The 17,444-nt window shown below is 68.1% G+C and carries 18 protein-coding genes; 7 read left to right on the forward strand and 11 right to left on the reverse strand.

Annotated features, from left to right (window positions below):
- Positions 1 to 61 precede the first annotated feature (61 nt).
- From AB2U09_RS10265 to AB2U09_RS10275, 3 genes are all read right to left on the reverse strand, one after another.
- Positions 62 to 619: an NAD(P)/FAD-dependent oxidoreductase gene (locus tag AB2U09_RS10265; RefSeq protein ID WP_459192618.1), complete on the reverse strand. Its 558-nt coding sequence runs from the start codon at positions 617 to 619 to the stop codon at positions 62 to 64.
- 115 nt (positions 620 to 734) lie between these two features.
- On the reverse strand, positions 735 to 1,154 hold the full coding sequence (locus AB2U09_RS10270; RefSeq protein ID WP_459192619.1) for an Ig-like domain-containing protein: 420 nt from the start codon (positions 1,152 to 1,154) through the stop codon (positions 735 to 737).
- A gap of 116 nt (positions 1,155 to 1,270) precedes the next feature.
- On the reverse strand, positions 1,271 to 1,747 hold the full coding sequence (locus tag AB2U09_RS10275) for an SRPBCC family protein (RefSeq protein WP_459192620.1): 477 nt from the start codon (positions 1,745 to 1,747) through the stop codon (positions 1,271 to 1,273).
- 103 nt (positions 1,748 to 1,850) lie between these two features.
- Here AB2U09_RS10275 and AB2U09_RS10280 point away from each other — a divergent pair, with 103 nt between their 5' ends.
- A complete protein-coding gene (locus AB2U09_RS10280; RefSeq protein WP_459192621.1) occupies positions 1,851 to 2,363 on the forward strand; it encodes a DUF21 domain-containing protein in 513 nt (170 codons plus the stop codon).
- A 39-nt stretch (positions 2,364 to 2,402) separates the two neighbouring features.
- Here AB2U09_RS10280 and AB2U09_RS10285 read toward each other — a convergent pair whose 3' ends face one another.
- Together AB2U09_RS10285 and AB2U09_RS10290 are read right to left on the reverse strand one after the other, a co-directional pair.
- On the reverse strand, positions 2,403 to 3,656 hold the full coding sequence (locus tag AB2U09_RS10285) for a Glu/Leu/Phe/Val family dehydrogenase (RefSeq protein WP_459192622.1): 1,254 nt from the start codon (positions 3,654 to 3,656) through the stop codon (positions 2,403 to 2,405).
- Positions 3,657 to 3,794: 138 nt separating this feature from the next.
- The gene (locus AB2U09_RS10290) at positions 3,795 to 4,655 is read right to left on the reverse strand and encodes an HpcH/HpaI aldolase/citrate lyase family protein (RefSeq protein WP_459192623.1); all 861 of its coding nucleotides are present in this window, start codon (positions 4,653 to 4,655) and stop codon (positions 3,795 to 3,797) included.
- A 259-nt stretch (positions 4,656 to 4,914) separates the two neighbouring features.
- Between AB2U09_RS10290 and AB2U09_RS10295 the strand changes: the two genes are divergently transcribed.
- From AB2U09_RS10295 to AB2U09_RS10310, 4 genes are read left to right on the forward strand one after another with little or no spacing between them, the layout of a single operon-like run.
- The gene (locus AB2U09_RS10295; RefSeq protein WP_459192624.1) at positions 4,915 to 6,270 is read left to right on the forward strand and encodes a sugar ABC transporter substrate-binding protein; all 1,356 of its coding nucleotides are present in this window, start codon (positions 4,915 to 4,917) and stop codon (positions 6,268 to 6,270) included.
- A 9-nt stretch (positions 6,271 to 6,279) separates the two neighbouring features.
- A complete protein-coding gene (locus tag AB2U09_RS10300; protein WP_459192625.1) occupies positions 6,280 to 7,875 on the forward strand; it encodes a sugar ABC transporter ATP-binding protein in 1,596 nt (531 codons plus the stop codon).
- A complete protein-coding gene (locus tag AB2U09_RS10305) occupies positions 7,875 to 8,882 on the forward strand; it encodes an ABC transporter permease (RefSeq protein ID WP_459192626.1) in 1,008 nt (335 codons plus the stop codon). The genes AB2U09_RS10300 and AB2U09_RS10305 overlap by 1 nt, the downstream gene beginning before the upstream one ends.
- Positions 8,883 to 8,921: 39 nt before the next feature.
- Positions 8,922 to 9,386 (forward strand): MaoC family dehydratase, encoded by a 465-nt coding sequence (locus AB2U09_RS10310; protein ID WP_459192627.1) that lies wholly within the window; start codon positions 8,922 to 8,924, stop codon positions 9,384 to 9,386.
- An 86-nt stretch (positions 9,387 to 9,472) separates the two neighbouring features.
- On the opposite strand, the gene AB2U09_RS10315 is transcribed toward AB2U09_RS10310, so the two are convergent.
- Complete coding sequence (locus AB2U09_RS10315; protein WP_459192628.1) at positions 9,473 to 9,838, reverse strand: DUF5658 family protein; 366 nt, start codon at positions 9,836 to 9,838, stop codon at positions 9,473 to 9,475.
- 161 nt (positions 9,839 to 9,999) lie between these two features.
- Positions 10,000 to 10,371, reverse strand: a complete 372-nt coding sequence (locus AB2U09_RS10320) for a DUF5658 family protein (RefSeq protein ID WP_459192629.1) — start codon at positions 10,369 to 10,371, stop codon at positions 10,000 to 10,002.
- 219 nt (positions 10,372 to 10,590) lie between these two features.
- Here AB2U09_RS10320 and AB2U09_RS10325 point away from each other — a divergent pair, with 219 nt between their 5' ends.
- Both AB2U09_RS10325 and AB2U09_RS10330 read left to right on the forward strand, forming a co-directional pair.
- On the forward strand, positions 10,591 to 11,235 hold the full coding sequence (locus AB2U09_RS10325; RefSeq protein WP_459192630.1) for a chemotaxis protein CheC: 645 nt from the start codon (positions 10,591 to 10,593) through the stop codon (positions 11,233 to 11,235).
- 15 nt (positions 11,236 to 11,250) lie between these two features.
- Positions 11,251 to 11,952, forward strand: a complete 702-nt coding sequence (locus tag AB2U09_RS10330) for a 5-formyltetrahydrofolate cyclo-ligase (protein WP_459192631.1) — start codon at positions 11,251 to 11,253, stop codon at positions 11,950 to 11,952.
- A gap of 29 nt (positions 11,953 to 11,981) precedes the next feature.
- On the opposite strand, the gene AB2U09_RS10335 is transcribed toward AB2U09_RS10330, so the two are convergent.
- The 4 genes from AB2U09_RS10335 to AB2U09_RS10350 all read right to left on the reverse strand — a co-directional run bounded on the left by AB2U09_RS10335 (position 11,982) and on the right by AB2U09_RS10350 (position 17,444).
- Positions 11,982 to 12,362, reverse strand: coding sequence for a DUF8147 domain-containing protein (locus tag AB2U09_RS10335; RefSeq protein ID WP_459192632.1), 381 nt, complete (start codon positions 12,360 to 12,362; stop codon positions 11,982 to 11,984).
- Between the two features lie 80 nt (positions 12,363 to 12,442).
- The gene (locus tag AB2U09_RS10340) at positions 12,443 to 14,095 is read right to left on the reverse strand and encodes a helix-turn-helix transcriptional regulator (protein WP_459192633.1); all 1,653 of its coding nucleotides are present in this window, start codon (positions 14,093 to 14,095) and stop codon (positions 12,443 to 12,445) included.
- 251 nt (positions 14,096 to 14,346) lie between these two features.
- Positions 14,347 to 14,694, reverse strand: coding sequence for a DUF7344 domain-containing protein (locus tag AB2U09_RS10345; protein ID WP_459192634.1), 348 nt, complete (start codon positions 14,692 to 14,694; stop codon positions 14,347 to 14,349).
- A gap of 422 nt (positions 14,695 to 15,116) precedes the next feature.
- Positions 15,117 to 17,444: a DEAD/DEAH box helicase gene (locus tag AB2U09_RS10350; protein ID WP_459192635.1), complete on the reverse strand. Its 2,328-nt coding sequence runs from the start codon at positions 17,442 to 17,444 to the stop codon at positions 15,117 to 15,119.

Here is a 17,444-nt window from a genome sequence, read left to right on the forward strand (position 1 = left end):
CTAACCCGACTCGGCCGCCATCCGGGCCTACCTGCACGTCCCGACGAAGTGACGGTCGCGCTTACTCGAAGTCGTCGGGGACGTCGAAGTCGTGGTAGTGTTCGCCTTTCTCCTTCGAGAGGATGTCGAGCGCGGCGGCGCCGCCGTCGCCGGCGGAGATGACGGCCTGCCACTCCTCGGCGCGGACCATCGCGCCGGTGGCGTAGGCGTGCTCGACGCTGGTCTCCATGTCGACGCCGACGTCGACGACGTCTTCGTCGGTGAATTCACAGCCCAGATCCTCGGCGAGGTCGCGGTTCGCGCCGGTCGCGAGGATCAGGTAGTCGGCGGCGAGGTCGTCCTCGTCGGTGACGACGCGGAACTGGTCGCCGTCGCGCTCGACGGTCTGGACCTCCGCGCCCTGTCGGCGGTCGACGCCGAACTCGTCGACCTGCTCGCGGCTCTCCTCCATGAACTCGGTGCCGCCGATGTCCTTGATCCCGAGATAGTTGACCAGATGCGCCTTGTGCATCCAGGTCTCGTCGGTGTCGAAGACGACGGTCTCGAGGTCGTTCTTGGCGGTGAACAGTGCGGCGCTCAGGCCGGCGGGGCCGCCGCCGACGATGGCTACGTCTGTCATGTCTCCGTATAGGTCAGGGAGCCGGAAAGTCGTTAGCCTACCCCGACTGGATTTCCGGGTTATCGTGACGTGTCGCCGGAGGCTGGCCGCTAACTGTGACTGCCTACCCCTCCGATCAACAGATGGCGTGGTAGAGGCTGACGGTTCCGTCGTCCTCGATCTCGCCGTACGCGCCGCCGTGACAGGCGTCGTTCTCGATGGTCGTCCGTTCGGTGGTCCCCCGCGCGGTCAACGCGATCCGGAACGATTCGATGCCGTCGGGTTCGGCCACGCTGGTGTTGTAGACGGTCTGTTCGGTCCCGGGTGAGAGGTCGTACGTCCGTTCGTGGACCGTGGTGTTGGTCGCGATTCGGACGACCCGGAGCTGCGCGGTGACGGTGCGGTTCCAACGGTTCTCCAGACTAACCGTCTGCGGGTCTTGCTCGTTCGTCAGCGCCGGGAAGCCGCCGGGTTCGGTCGGCGTGGGCGATCGACCGGCCGGGACGGCGGAGAGACAGCCGCTGACTGCAAGGAGCGTCGCGACGGTTGTGGCCACGTATCGTCGCTTCGGTGACACATGAGCGAGTCGACGCTCGGGGTGAAAGGCTTTCTGGCGGAACAGCTACCTGAAAACCGCCACCTCTCGACAGCGCGACCCGGCTCCCGTTCCCACTACTCTTCGAGCAATTCCTTCGTCTTCCGGTGGCGATAACGGAACATCGGTTCGAAGCCGATCCAGCCGAGCGGACCGAGGAGACCCCCGACGACGGGGAGTTCGTACTCGACATGGTCGCGGACGCGAGTTCGGTCGCCGAGCCCCTCGAAACTGTGGGTGTGGACCCACGTCGGGAAGGGGCCGTGGACCATCTCGTCGCGGAAGCGCGCCTGCCCGTCGCGCTCCTCACGGGCGACGATGTGGGAGGTCCACCGCTGGCGCGGCGCGATGCCGAAGGGGGCGATGGTGGCCTCGATCTTCGAGCCGGCGTCCAGTACGTCGGGGTCGGGTTCGCCGTCGGGTCCGACCGTCGACTCGACGCGGAGGCGCATCCAGTTGGGGGTCAGCGCCTCCAGTCCGGCAGCGGTGGAGTGGAACTCCCAGACGTCGTCGAACGACGCGTCGACGACCGTTTCGCGCTCGTAGACGGGCATAGTGGGCGTTCGGACCGGCGGGACATAACGAGTGGGACGAACTGCGAGCGGGCAGCGGACGCGAGCCCCGGAATACTTCCGACGGTGTGGAGAACGGGGCGGCATGGCAGGGCTCTCAGTCGCGGTTGCGGGTGTCGTGGCGACGCTGGTGTTGCTCGCGTGCAGCGCCTTCTTCTCGAGTTCCGAGACGGCTATCTTCTCGCTCCCGAAGGCGTGGATCGACGAACAGGCCGAGCACAGCGACCGAGCCCGCGTGCTACAGGGACTCGTCGAGGACCCCCATCGCCTGCTCGTGACGCTGCTGGTCGGGAACAACGTGGTCAACGTCGCGATTTCGAGCATCGTCACCGTGCTCGTGACGAGCTACCTCGAACCCGGGCCGGCGGTCGTCGTCGCGACGCTGGTCACGAGCACGCTCGTTCTCCTGTTCGGGGAGATCGTCCCCAAGTCCGTCGGGCTCGGGAACGCCGAGCAGTGGGCCGTGTCCGTCGCGCCGGTGGTCAGTGCGGTCGAGACGCTGCTGGGACCGGTCATCACCGTCTTCGACGTGGTCACTCGGCGGATCGGGGCGGTGTTCGGGAGCGACGAGGCGATCGAAGAGCCGTACGTCGACTGACGGGGACCGGCATCGACGAGAGGTAGCTCCGCCCGCTCGCTACGGCCAGACGCCAGCCTGTTCGCTGGCGGTCAGCACTCGCTCGATGGCGACGACGTATGCGGCGGTCCGGACGTTCGGCAGGTCGCGCTCCTCGAAGGTCGCGGTGAGCCGGTCGAAGGCGTCGACGATGATCGACTCCAGTTCGTCGTTGACGCGCTCCTCGGTCCAGTAAAAGCGCTGGCGATTTTGAACCCACTCGAAGTACGAGACGGTGACGCCGCCGGCGTTGGCGAGGATGTCGGGGAAGACGGACACGTCGCGGTCGGTCAGCACGTCGTCGGCGTCGGGCGTCAGCGGTCCGTTGGCTGCCTCGACGATCACGTCCGCTTCGACCTCGTGGGCCAGATCGCCGTCGATGGCGTTTTCCAGCGCGGCGGGGACGAGCAGGTCCACGTCGAGCGTCAGCAGGTCCTCGTTCGAGATGGTCTCGGGGGCGCCGTAGTCGACGACGTCGCCCGTCTCGGTCTTGTGTTCCTTGACGGCGCGCGTGTCCAGTCCGTCTGGGTCGTGGATAGCACCCGAAGAGTCCGAGACGGCGACGACGTCGGCGCCCAGGTCCTCCAGCAGTCGCGCGGCGATGGAGCCGGCGTTGCCGTATCCCTGGACGGCGACGTTCGCACCCCCCATCTCCTTGTCGAGGTAGTCGAACGCCTCGCGGGCGGTCAGCATGACCGAGCGGCCGGTGGCCTCGACGCGGCCCTCGCTGCCGCCGCTGTCGAGCGCTTTCCCCGTGACGACCCCCGGCGCTGTGGTGTTCTCGAGGACCTCGTAGGTGTCCTTGATCCAGTTCATCTCCCGCTGGCCGGTGTTGACGTCCGGCGCGGGGACGTCCCTGTCCTCGCCGATGAGCGGGCGCAACTCCGTGGCGAAGGCGCGGGTGAGCCGTTCGAGTTCTGCCGTGGAGTGGTCGTCCGGGTCGACGACGATGCCGCCTTTCCCGCCGCCGTAGGGGATGTCGACGACGGCGCACTTGTAGACCATCCAGCCCGACAGCGCCTTGACCTCGTCGCGGGAGACCTGCGGGTGATAGCGGATGCCGCCCTTGTACGGGCCGCGGTCACCGTTGAACTGCGAGCGGAACGCGCGGAAGACCTCGACCGACCCGTCGTCCATCTCGACAGAGAGGTTCGCCTCCAGCACGCGTTCCGGTCGCTTGAGGCGGTCGAGCATCCCGGGGTCGACGTCGAGGTGCGCCGCGGCGTCGTCGACCTGCTCCTGAAGACTCTCGAAGGGATTGGCCTCCTCGGACATGCCGACTAGGTGGGCCAGCGCGTGGAAAAGGATTCGGCCGATCGCCGATAGAACCACATTTCAGGCACTGAATCGGCGGAAATCCAACGATCCGAAAGAACGTCGAGAACCGCTTCGTTCGGGCCGAAACGGAACCGATCAGGACTCCTGTCCGTCCGCGGCGCGGGCCCGCTCCAGTACGCGTTCGGCCTGCGCGATGAGCGGCGCGTCGATCATCTCCCCGTCGACGGCGAAGACGCCGCGGTCCTCGGCGTCGGCCTCCTCGCGCGCCGCGAGCACGCGCTCGGCCCACTCGACGCGCTCGGGGCCGGGAGTGAACGTCTCGTTTACCGGCCCGACCTGCGAGGGATGGATCGCGAGTTTCCCGTCGTAGCCCAGTTCGAGCGCGAACTCCGTCTCCGCGCGCAGCCCGGCCTCGTCCTCGAAGTCGGTGTAGACGGTGTCGATGGCGTCGACACCGGCCGCCGCGGCCGCGAGGACGACGTGTTCGCGGGCATAGAGCACTTCGGTCCCTTCGTCCGTTCGAGTGGCGCCGACGTCGGCGGCCAGATCCTCGGCGCCGAACAGGAGGGCATCAGTAGGACGCGCGGCAGCGATCCCCTCGGCGTGGAGGACGCCTGCGGCCGTCTCGACGAGCGCGAGGATCGGGAGGTCGGCGCCGCGCTCGGCCGCCAGATCGGCCAGCGCGTTCACATCGTCGGCTTCGCTGGCCTTCGGCAGGACGAGCGCGTCGAGGGGTGCTCGCGACGCCGTGCCGTCGAGGATCGCTTCGAGGTCGTCGCTGGCGCCGCTGCCCGGGGGCTGGACGCGCACGCAGACTTCACAGTCTGCGTCGAGGTCGGCGAGAACGTGCCGGACCGCCTCCCTGGCCGCGTCCTTCTTCCCGGGTGCCACCGCGTCTTCGAGGTCGAAGATGACCGCGTCGGCTCCGGTAGCTGGGGCGTTCCGCATGAGTTTCGGCCGGTCGCCCGGCGAGAACAGGAGGCTCCGGCGTGCCATGTTCGAACGTCGGTCGGCCAGCGGTTTGTAGCTACGGGCGGGCGACGCGGAGTCCGCCGAGACGCACAGCGACGACGTGTCGCGCCTCTCCGGCCGTCACGATGTCGTCGTCGGGTGTTCGTCGCTGTCGACTCCCCGTGGATTTCCGATTGTTCCCGCCGGTATTCGCCGACTACCCGGTACCTGATGGGCCACATCCGTTCAACCGACCGTCAAATTTTACCTAACCTTTATAATAAATCATGGGTATTTAGGGGACATGCCTTCTGACAGGGCGGACGGACTGAGCAGGGAGCGACGTGACTATCTGAAAGCAGTCGGCGCTCTCGGCGCGGCCGGGCTCGCCGGCTGTTCGAGCGGTGGCGACGGCGGGGACGGCGGCGGTGGCGGCGGTGGGACCGCCAGCGACGAGTGGTCGTACGACGGCGAGATCGACGAGGCGTTCGTCTCACCGGACAACCTGGAGAACGACATCTGGCAGACGTTCCTCGCGGGCGCCCAGGAGGCGGCCCAGGCGCTCGGGCTCTCGGTCGATTACCAGGGCCACGGCGGCCAGGAGTCCCAGCAGATCTCTCAGTTGCAGTCGGCGATTTCGGCCGGCGCGGACATCATCACCGGGACCGCCTACCAGAACTCGGGCGTCCGGTCGGTCGCCGAGACCGCCGCCGACGGCGGGGTCCCGTTCGTCTCCTACTGGACGATGGCCAACTGGTGGACGCCGATGGACAGCGGGCCGGAGTTCCTCCAGTACCAGATCCCCGAGGTCGTCCGGACGGGGGCGGCGACGGCGCGCGTGCTCTTCGAGGCGATGGGCGGCTCGGGGAACTTCGTCCACATCACGGGCGTCCCCGGCCACGTCGGCTCCCACCGCAACGCGGGCGTCGAGCGAGCCATGGAGGACTACCCGGACATCGAGCGTCTCGGCGACCCGATTCCCAGCGAGTGGACCCGCTCGACGGGTCGACAGGCGATGTCAGACTTCATCTCGCAGTACGGCGACGACATCGACGGCGTCTACGGCCAGAACGACGGCGTCGCCCTCGGGGCGCTGTCCGTCCTCGAGGAGAACGACATGGCGCTCCCCGTCGTCGGCTACGACGGCTTCCAGGAGACGACCGAACTCATCCGCGACCGGTCGGCCGACTCCGGCGAGCCCTACGTCGCCGGCACGTTCGCGGCGCAGCCGTTCTGGCAGGGCGGCTGGGCAGTCGTCAAGGGGTACGACTGGCTCCACGGCTGGCGGCCCGAGGTCCCCGAGCGCATGATGTTCGGCGGCGGCGTCATGATCCTCAACGACTCGCTCTCGCAGGACACCTTCAGCGACCTGGACGTCTCGTTCACCGAACCGTCCCAGTACCTCGACATCGCCTTCAGCGACGGCGAGTCGCCCTACGACTGGGAGGCTATGTCCATCGAGGAGAGTGGCGACGACTGGGACCCGCAGAACCTGCTCGTGCCCATCCGGCGCGACGACTTCAGCCAGCTGCTCTGGACGGAGGACAACAAGCCGGGCAACTACGAGGTGCCCGACGTCTACGACGACGCCGAACTGTTCGACCGGGTCGAGGAAGACTACCGCGATCGGTTCGAGAACGGACAGAACCCCTACGCGTAGTTCCACACGATGGTAGCTAACACGGCGAGCGACTCGTCGACAGTCGAATCGGCAGGCGACGCACCGCCCCGGCTGCGGGTCGAGGGGCTCTCGAAGTCGTTCAGAAACGTCGACGCGCTGGACGACGTCTCCCTCGAGATACAGGCCGGCGAGGTAGTCGGCCTCGTCGGGGAGAACGGGGCCGGCAAGAGCACGCTGTTGAAGCTGCTCACCGGGATCCACCGGCCAACCGACGGGCGGATCGTGATCGACGGGGAGCCAGTAACGGTCTCCGGCCCGCGGGACGCCGCCCAGCGCGGCATCGCGATCGTCAAGCAGGAACAGGACGTGGTTCCGAATCTCACCGGCTACGAGAACCTCTACCTGGGACGGATCCCCGACTACGCCCGCGGCGGCGTCATCGACAGCGACCGCATGCGCGAGGAGGCCCAGCAGGTCGTCGACGACCTGGGCATCACCCTCGACGTCTCTCAACCGGTCAAATCCTACAGCTTCAACCAGCGCCAGATGCTCGAAGTGGCGAAGGCGTTCAGCGAGTCGATCCACACGGACAACCCGGTCATCCTCCTCGACGAGCCGACCGCCGGTCTCGAGGAGGACAGCCGCGACCTGCTGTTCGAGCGGATCGCGGAACTGCGCGACCAGGCGTCGTTCGTCTTCGTCTCCCACGAACTCGACGAGGTTCTGGAGGTCAGCGACCGGATCTACGTGCTCAAGGACGGCGCCCTCGTCAGCGAGCAGTCGGCCGCCGAGGCGACCGAGTCCACCCTCCAGCAGGCGATGGTCGGCCGCGAGACGGCCGACGAGTACTACCGCGTCGACCGCCAGCGGCCGCTGGACGGCGACGCCGAGACGGTCCTGTCGGCCGACGGGATCTCCCGCGAGGACGAGCTGTCGGACGTTTCCGTTGCCCTCCACGAGGGAGAGATATTCGGGCTGGTGGGCGTCGAAGGCTGCGGCAAGAGCGAACTCGGGCGCGTCCTCTGCGGCGTCGACGCGCCGGACTCGGGGACCATCCGGGTCCGCGGGGAGCCGGTCGAGCCCGGGTCGATGTCGGAGATGGTCGACGCCGGAGTCGGGTACGTCCCGAAGGACCGCAAGAGCGAGGGGCTGTTGCTCTACCAGTCGCTCCCGATGAACATCTCACTGCCGAGCATCGGGACCGATCGGGTCACCGATCGCCTGTTCGGTCTCGGGTCGGCGCTCAACCTCATCGACCACGACAAGGAGACCGCGATGGCCGAGGAGGCCATCGAGGAACTGGACATCCGGACGCCGGGGGTCGACACGCTCGTCCACCAGCTAAGCGGCGGCAACCAGCAGAAGGTCGTCCTCGGCAAGTGGCTCGCCCGGGAGTCGGACATCCTCGTCATGGACAACGTCACCCGCGGCATCGACGTCGCGGCCAAAGAAGAGGTCTACCGGGTGTGTCGTGACCTCGTCGAAGAGGGGGTCTCGATCGTCTTCATCGGCGACGAACTCCCCGAGGTCATCGGGATGTCCCACCGCATCGGCGTGATGAAGAAGGGGCGGCTGGTCGACGTCGTCGACGCGCCGCCCGAGACCAAACCGGCCGAGTCGGACCTCATAACGGAGATGATCTAATGTCAGAGCGAACGTCACAGTCAGCGCTGCGGGAACGGTTCGAGAGCATCGCGGAAGACCGGACGCTACAGGACTGGGTCATCGACCTCGGGCCGTTCGCCCTGCTCGCGGTCCTGATGATCGGGTTCAGCATCGCCAGTCCGGTGTTTTTCACCTTCTCGAACCTCGTCGACAACGTCCTGCGCAACAGCACGATACTGCTGCTCGTCTCGCTGGCGGGCACGTTCCCGATCCTCCAGCAGAGCATCGACCTCTCGGTCGAGTCGATGGTCGGGATCACCGGCGTCATCGCCGCGATCCTCATCTCCGACTACCAGCTGGGCGTGCTGGCGCTCCTGGCGGCCATCCTGGCCGGGACGGTGTTCGGGGCCCTCAACGGCATCGTCTTCGCGAAGTTCAAGATCCCCTCGTTCCTCGTGACGCTCGGTTCGCTGTCGATCCTCTCGGGGACGGCGCTGCTGATGACCGGCGGGACCTCCGTCCCCTACCGGAACCCGGGAGTCAGACAGATCGCGACCGGTCACGTCATCCCCGGCGTCCCCAACCTCGTCGTCTGGGGGCTGCTGATCTACGGCGTGATGGTGTTCGTGGCGTTCAAGACGCCGTTCGGCCGCTACTGCTACGCGCTCGGCGAGAACGAGAACGTCGCGGACCTCTCGGGCGTGAACGTCGACCGCTACAAGATCGGCGCCTTCGTCGTCTCGGGGCTGCTCTGCGGGACCGCCGGCGCCTTGCTGACCGCGCGGACCGCCTCCGCGGCGCCCGGCATGGGGTCGGGGCTGCTCCTCCAGTCGATCGCGGCGATCGTCATGGGCGGGACCGCGCTGACCGGCGGCGTCGGCGGGCCTCACCGGACGCTGCTGGGCGTGCTCGTCATCGGCGTACTCGCCAACGGGATGAACCTCGTCGGGATCCAGTCGTTCGTCCAGGACATCGTGCTGGGGTTCGTCGTCATCATCGCCGTCGCCATGTCGATGGACCGCCGGAAGATTGACATCGTGAAGTGAGCGCCTAGCCTTTTCTCGCGGGCGGCCGACGGGTTCGATATGCCCGGGCGTTACTACGAGGGCTTCGAGGTCGGCGAGACCATCGCCCACGACAAGCGCCGCACCGTCTCCGAGTCGGACAACCAGCGCTTCTGCGATCTGACGATGAACCAGCAGCCGCTGCATCTGGACGCCGAGTTCGCCGAGTCGACGCAGTTCGGCGACCGGCTCGTCAACGGCCTCTACACGATGAGCCTCGCGGTCGGGCTGTCGATCCCCGACATGACCGACGGGACCATCGTCGCGAATCTCTCGTACGACGACGTCGAGCACCCGGAACCGGTGTTCCACGGCGACACGATCCGCGCGGAGTCGACGGTCATCGACAAGCGCGAGACGAGCGACGGCGAACGAGGGGTCGTGACAATGGGAGTCGAGGCGTATCGCGTCGAGTCGGGGACCGACACGCTGGTCTGTTCGTTCGAGCGGACGGTGCTCGCGAAAAAGCGGGCGAACGAAGCCTGAGTCCGCGTTCGACTGTGGAGAGGGGATGGCCGGGCCGGAACGGATCCCACGGCCGTTCCGGGGCCAGCGGACACGCGATGCGTCGGTTAGACTGTCGCGAGTACGACCGCATTGACGAGCACGGTCACTGTCCACGGGAGCGCGAGCCCCAGTGCGATGACCGTCCCGTGACGGGGACGGACGGCCCGGAGACACAGCGCACCGCCGACGACGAGGATTTTCGTCGCGACGAGCGCGACGAATCCGACGCCGTCGATGGCCTGTCGCATCACCGGGTTCCCTTCGGTGAGCCCCATCGAGAGACCGAGCCAGGTCGTGGCGACGTCCAGCACGACCGTCGCGATCACGACGGACCACAGCGCTCTCTCGACGAGCCGCCCGTCGATATCGACGACGGGGAGGCCCACGGTCTCCCACGATCTGGTCGTACTCGGCAGTAGTGGACCGCGCATCGTACCCACCGCACGCTACCCCCCACCCAGAGGGGTGAGTCGTGCGTGTGACACGTCGTCACAGCTCGGTAAAAAAGGATCGCTTTGCTATCACTTCCGGCCCAATCGACGGCGGCTTCGCTGTTACCCGTTGCAAAGGGCGCTGGCCCGAGGCGGGTCGCTCACAGCGACGCGAGCAGCGCCGCGTTGAAGACCACGGCCAGTACCCATGGGACCGCGAGACCGATCGGGGCGACCAGTGAGTACTCCGGCCAGATGGTCCGGAAGACGAGCGCGAGCGCGACAGCGCCGGCCTTCGCGAGGGCGAGCGCGCCGAGCCCGAACGCGTCGAGCGCCTGCCGCATGAGCGGGTTGCGCTCGGCCAGTCCGACGGAGAGGCCGTACGCGGTCAGGACGATGTCGAGCACGAGCGCCCAGCAGACGACTACCCACAGCAGCAGTTCCAGGTCGGACACAGAACCCGAAACTGTGCCGAGGTACTCGTCGATGGTCGACGAGTCGAGCCCGGTCGGATCGGTCGTCAAGAGCGGCATGTGTGGGGTCTCGACGGGTTGGTCGGTCGCCGGGGGTACGCCGAACCGCCCACCCCGCCATTGCATACCGCGGCCGACATCCCCAAGAGTATACGTCGCTTATGTATCACGTATCGCGGTACTCGCAAACTACCAGGAGAGCGCCCGCACAGCGCCTGCGGTCGGGGCCGCGTCGCCGGGGCCCAGAGCGTTTACATTGATCGAGAGCCACGGAAGGGTATGGATTACGAGGTCGACGTGCGGAAACTTGCCCTCTTCAACGAGATGGCGAAGGAGGGGGCGAATACCGTCTCCGACCATCTGAACCAGCTCTCGGGGTTGCACACCGAGATCGAGGTCTCGAAGATCAGCTTTCTCGACATGGCTGACGTCCGGACGCACCTCGGCGACCACGAGCAGGTCGGCATCTACGTCCAGCTGACCGAAGCGCCCTACGGCTACGTCCTCTTCATGCTCGAACCGGACGGGAGCAAGCGCCTCGCCCAGAGCATGGTCGGGGACATGGACAGCGCCGACGCCGCCGACGGCCACTTCACCGACCTCGAGCGCTCGGCGATGCAGGAGATCGGCAACATCATGACCAGCGCGTTCATCGACGGGTGGGCGAACGTCCTCGACACCACGATCGACATGTCGACGCCCTCGTTCATCTTCGGCCCGGCCAACGCCATCGTCGACGAGATGGGCGGCTGGCCCGACGAAGAGATCGCCTTCGTCGTCGACTCCCACGTCGTCGCCACCGACGCCGACGTCGAAGTCACCGTCTACACCTTCCCGCAACTGGCCGACCTCGTCCAGCTGATCCAGAACATCGACGTTACCACGGACGTCGAGCGGGACACCGCCGCCTCCGACGTCCTCTGAACCGGGTGAGCGCGCGTGGACAAACAGCCGCTCCGCGAGACGATCTGGGACGAACTCGAAGACAGCGGCGAGGCCTGCTTTCCCTTCCCGCCCCACGGCCGCATCCCCAACTTCGCCGGCGCCGCCGACGCTGCCGACCGCCTCGCCGACCTCGAGGAGTGGACCGACGCCGACACGCTGAAGGCCAATCCCGACGCGCCGCAACTGCCCGTCAGGCGGGGCGCGCTCGACGCGGGCAAGACCGTCTACATGGCGGTCCCCCGACTCCGGGACGGACGCTGTTTCTACCGGCTCGACCCCGCTGAACTCGCCGACCCCGACGCCGCCGCGACGGTCTCCGGTGTCGCCGACCACGCCGAACAGGTCGGCCCCGACGCCGTCGACCGGATCGACCTCGTGGTCGTCGGGAGCGTCGCCGTCTCGCCCGACGGCGCCCGCGTCGGCAAGGGCGAGGGCTACAGCGACCTGGAGTTCGCCGTCCTCTCCAAACTCGACCTCGTCGACGCCGAGACGACGGTCGTCACGACCGTCCACGAACTACAGGTCCGGGAGAATATCGCCGTCGACGCCCACGATGTGCCGCTCGACGTGATCGTCACGCCCGAGCGAGTCATCCGAACGGAGACGTCGCACGAACGACCCGACGGCATCGACTGGAACGCGCTGGACGACGAACGGATCGAGGAGATCCCCGTGCTGGCGCAGTTCGCGCCGTAGGCCGGGAGTCGGCAGGCGATCCTCCGCTCTCACCCGGCCAGGACCGCCGTCTCCGAGTAGTCGAGCGCGAAGGCGCCGACGCCGGTGAGCGCACCGACGGCGGTCGCGACGACGAGCGCGTGGGAGTTGCGGACGGCGAGCGCCCCGACAGTCACGGTGAGGACGAGGAGGAAGGCGACGCCGGACGTGGCGACGGTGACGGCGATCCGGCGTCGGAGGTGTGAGACCTCCGCGCCGAATCCGGCGATCACGAGCCCGATCGCCGTCAACCCGGCGAGGAGTCCCACCGGGATCCCGACGAACAGGGAGAACTCGATCCACCGGAGGGCGAACTCGGTGACGGCCGCGCCGACGGCGAGAAACGCCGCCAACCCGGCCGCGAGCGCGACGGCGACGGTTCTGAGTCGCATGGTAGGTCTACGGATCGACGGCGGAAATAACTCACCCGGCTGTGGCGTCCCAGCGGCCGCGAGCCTGCGGCCGCGACGACTCACTCTTCGAGGGCCGACTCGGCGCCCGGCGGGAGATCCTCGGGGCGCATCACGACGTTGCCGCGGCCCACGTCGACCTTGACGATGGCGTCGTCGGACTCCATCGCCGAGAGGACGCGGCTCACCTTCGACTTCGACCAGTCGGTCTCCTGGACGAGCGCGGCCTGTCGCATCCGACCGTCGTGGTCGTCAAGCAGCGTGAACACGACCTCCTCGTCGGAGAGAAACTCGGTCGGAACTTCCTCGGCGTCGGCGGCCGCCTCGCTCTCGGCGGCCTGCGTTCCCCCCTCGGAGACGACCGCGGCGGGAGCCGCGTCCGCTTCCGACGCGGGGGGATCCCCGTTCGTCCCGTCGGGTTCGGCGCGTTCGCCCTCCTCGCCCGTGAACGCGCGGCGGATCCGTCCCACCGGTGCGCGCCCGGACCAGACGAGGAAAGCGACGACCGCGACCGCCGCGACGCCGACGCCGACGAGCCCGGCGAGGGCGAGGGGGAGGTCCTCGCCAGCGGCGTCGACCTCCTCGGGGTCGGGGACGCCGTCGCCGTCCGTGTCGGGATCGGTCGGGTCGGTCTCGTACTCGTTGACTTCGGGCCCGTCCTCGAGGCCGTCGCCGTCGGTGTCGGGGTTGGTCGGGTTCGTTTCGTAGGTGTTGACTTCGGGCCCGTCTTCGAGGCCGTCGTCGTCCGTGTCGGGGTCGGTCGGGTCGGTGTCGTACTGGTTGACCTCCGCGCCGTCTTCGAGGCCGTCCTCGTCCGTGTCGATCTGGTTGGGATCGGTGTCGTAGGTGTTGACTTCGAGGTTGTCGTCGAGGCCGTCCTCGTCGGTGTCGGCGCTGTTCGGGTTCGTCTCGAACTCGTTGATCTCGGCGCCGTCGTCGAGGCCGTCGCCGTCGCTGTCCGGCTCGGTCGGGTCCGTGCCGTAGGTGTTGACCTCCATCCCGTCGTCGACGCCGTCGCCGTCGGTGTCGGCCTTGTTCGGGTTCGTCTCGAGTTCGAGTTCTCGGGGGTCGGGCAGGCCGTCGTCGTCGCTGTCGACCTTCGTCGGGTCCGTCTGGTACTGCTCGATCTCCTCGTAGTCCGAGAGCCCGTCGTCGTCGGTGTCGGAGTTGGTCGGCGACGTCTCGTAGGTCTCGACTTCGACTTCGTCGGAGAGGCCGTCGCCGTCCGTGTCGTTCGAACGGAGCGAAGTTCCGAGCGACGCCTCCCGCTCGTTGGTGAGGCCGTCGCCGTCGAGGTCGCCCTCGCGGAGCAGGACGGTGACCGGGATGGTCTCGCTGTCGAGGTCGGTCGAGCCGTTGGTCTCGCCGATGGCGACGCGGAGCTCCTGCTGGCCGGTCAGGTTCTGCGGCCAGTCGCCGACCTCGACGGTAGCGGTCTGGTTGTTCCCGGCCGGGACCGAAAACTCCGTACAGCCCAGGTCGCCGTCCGCGGACGCGAGGCCCAGACAGACGACTCCCTGGTCGAGTCCGCCGTCGCTGGCGACCGTGGTCGCGAAGGAGTGGTCGGCGGTCCGCCAGATGGCGAACCCGTCTTCGTAGTCCGTGACCGCGCCGTCACCCCGATAGGAGACGTCGGTGATCTCGGCGTCGCCCGCCGACGCCGACTGGCCGGGCCCTGCGGCCGCCGAGGCGACCGTGGCCGCGCCACTCGTCACTACGAGGACCGCGAGAAGCCAAACGTGAACGTTCCGTTCCATGGGGTCGTGGATGCCTGCCCGTCACCCGGGCGTGACCCAGTCCAGCCCCCGACTGGACGAGCCCACGCGCGGGTGACAGAGTGATATGACTTGGATGGCTGGCGTTAGGAACCTTACGCCGCCACCTGAAGGGTATGGCCACCCTTCCGGGCCGAAATCACTGCATACCGGCCGGATGGCGACCGTTCGATCGGGCACGCGATCTTCGGCTACCGCCGGGACTCCTCGCCCACGAGCCGCGTGTCCGCCCCGTTCGCGTCCGAGCGGTCCGACCAGGGTTCGCTGATCGAGAGTTTCATGTCCTCGGCGAGACGGACGGTATCGGTCCGCGGGTCGTAGGCGACGACGCCGAAGTCGTCGAGCTTCGACAGGTGCGCGCACCCGAGCCTGTCCCTGACGCGGGTCACGGCGTCCTCGTCGGTCGCGGCGGGTCGGTCCTCGCCGCGCCACCAGCCGACGAGGTGGGCCGCTACCTCCTCGACGGGCGCGCGGTTGCCGCAGTCCTGCAGGTAGTAGAGTATCGCGCGCCGCTCCCAGTCCGAGAAGACGTCGTGCATCGTCTCGATCTCGCTCGAATCGAGCTGCGGTCGGGTCCGGACTGGTCGGGTTCGCGAGTGCGTGTTTGACATGGTTGGCCTTGAGGGGGCTCGGAGACGACCACCACCGCCTTCGTCTGTCGCGCCCCGTAGTCCTGAATAGGCCGGAGAGGGGCAAAGAACCGCAAACTCGTCCCGTCCGTTGTCACAGTTCCCCACGGTCCGTCGCCCCACAGGAGGTCCACAACCCCGCCACGTGAGGGGGTCTGACGCCGTCTTCCGGTCGCGGCCGTGATACGGTCGCAACAGTCGGACCAGACGAGTGCAACTGGCGAAACAATCAGTTACCGTACCGTTTCACCCGTCAGATCGTCGGCGAACGACGGTGAGAGCGGCTCCGGCGCTCGGCACCGTCGAGTGCGGAACGCCGCGATAAGGAGGAGTTACTCGACGAGCGCCGCGATCAGGTCCGCCGCCAGCCCCTTCTCGAGGGGGTCGTTGGCGTTCCCGCAGTGGGGCGACTGGACGCAGGCCGGACACCCCGATTCGCACGGGCAATCGCGAAGCATCCGGAGCGTCCGCTCCATGAGGTCGACGACCGTCTCGTAGGCGCGCTCGGTCAGCCCGACGCCGCCGGGGTAGCCGTCGTAGACGAAGATCGTCGCGGAGTCGGTGTGCGGGTGGACCGGCGTCGAGAGCCCGCCGACGTCCCGGCGATCACAGAGGAAAGAGAGAGGGAACAGCGAGATCATCCCGTGTTCGGCCGCGTGGATCGCGCCCGGGAAGGCGTCGGGCCCGTCGCCCGCTTGCCGGAGATCCGTCTCGACGTCGGTCGGGACCGTGAAGTAGATCGCCTCGGTCTCCAGCGTCGTCTCGGGGAGATCGAGCGCCTCCCGGCCGATCGGCTCGCCGCTCTGGCGGTCGTATCGCTCGTAGCCGGTGATCTGCTTGCGCATGCTCACGTCGGCGAAGCGGACCGTGACCTCCTCGTGGGTCGGGAGTCGCTGCTCGCGGCGGTCCTCCTCGACGGTGATCGTCTTGTCGTGGAGCACCTGCGTGTAGTAGTTCGGACGGACCGGCGCGAGGTCCGCGACGTCGTTTCGCAGGTCCAGATCGACCACCTCGTAGTCCTGTCCCTGGTGGTGGTATATCGCGCCGGGGTGGGCGTCCCGCAGGGCGTCCGCGAACGACAGCGCCGCGATTCGACTTCCGTCCCGCCGGTCCCGGAGCTGCACCTCGCGGTCGCCGATGGTCCGCAGGCTCATCTCGTGCTGCGGACTCGCCCCGCCGTCGTAGAGCCAGCGCAGCCCCGCGTCGGTCGTCCGTCGCTCCAGGTCGCCTTCCTCGGTCAGCTTCGAGACGATGTCGGGGAAGAGTTCGCCGAAGTGGCGGTCGTCGTCGGGGCGGAGCCAGTTCTCGCGTGCGGCCGCGCGCACGTGCCCGGGCAGCAGGTTCTCGTTCTCGGGGTTCGAGATGGCCTCTTCCGGTTCCTCGTCGAAGAAGTCCCGTGGATGGGCCATGAGGTACTGGTCGAGCTGGTCCTCGCCGGCGACCATCGCGACGAGCGAGGGGTCGGTCCCGCGCCCGGCGCGGCCGCCCTGCTGGAAGGCGGCCATCCGCGTGCCGGGGTAGCCGTCGAGCAGGACGACGTCGAGGCCGCCGATGTCGACGCCGAGTTCGAGCGCGTTCGTGCTCCAGACGCCGCGCACTTCGCCGGAGTCGAGACCGTCCTCGATCTCCCCGCGACGCTCGTCGGTCAGCGCGGCCTGGTAGGCGTGAACCGACCGGGCGGCCTCGTGCTCGCCGCGGTCGCGCAGGTCGCTCGCGCTGTCGGTCGCGTAGCGCTCGGCGACCTGTCGCGATCGGGTGAACGCCACGGTCTGGTAGCCGCGCGCGACGAGGTCGACGAACAGCCGCTTGGTCTCGACGTGACTGGAGCGGCGGCGGCCGCTCCCGAACCCCTCGCCGTCGCCGTACTCCGGCGGATTCCAGAGCAGCCAGTGAGTCGGTCCGGTTGCGCTCTCGTCCTCGTCGACGAGCCGGAACGACGCGGGCGGCTGGCCGGTGACCGTCGCGGCGTGGTCGACGGGGTTGCCGATGGTCGCCGAACAGCAGACCCAGTCGGGGTCGGCGTCGAAGCGCTCGCAGATGCGCTGGAGGCGCCGGAAGACGAGCGACACGTGGCTGCCGAACACGCCGCGGTACTCGTGGACCTCGTCGATCACCACGGTCTCCAGCCGCTCGAAGAACCAGTCCCACAGCCGGTGGGCGTGGGGAGCAATCCCGTAGTGGAGCATATCGGGTGTCGTCAGCAGGACCGTCGGCTGGCGCTCGCGGATCGCCTCCTTCTCCGTCCGGTCCTGTCGGCCGGTGTACTGCGCGACGGAGACGCCCGAGGCGAAGCCCAGCCCGTGGGCCAGCTCCGAGAGGGTCTCCTCCTGGTCGTTGATGAGCGCCACCTGCGGCGCAATATAGAGCGTCGTCGCCCGCTCGTCGAGCGCCCGCTCGAAGGCCGGGACGGTGTAGGCCAGCGACTTCCCGCTGGCAGTCGGCGTCGCGAGGACGGCGTTCTCGCCGTCGCGGACGGCCGAGACGGCCCGGGCCTGATGGCTGTAGAGGCGCTCGACGCCCCTCGACTCCAGCGCGCTCGCGAGTCGCGAGTCGAGGTCGACGTCGGCGAAGGTCGCCTCGCGGCCGGGCGTCACGCGCCGCTCGGCGATCTGTCCCTCGTAGTAGGGGCGGCCCTGGAGCCAGCGGATCGTCTCGTCCAC

The organism is Halosimplex yunnanense (genome assembly GCF_054504345.1).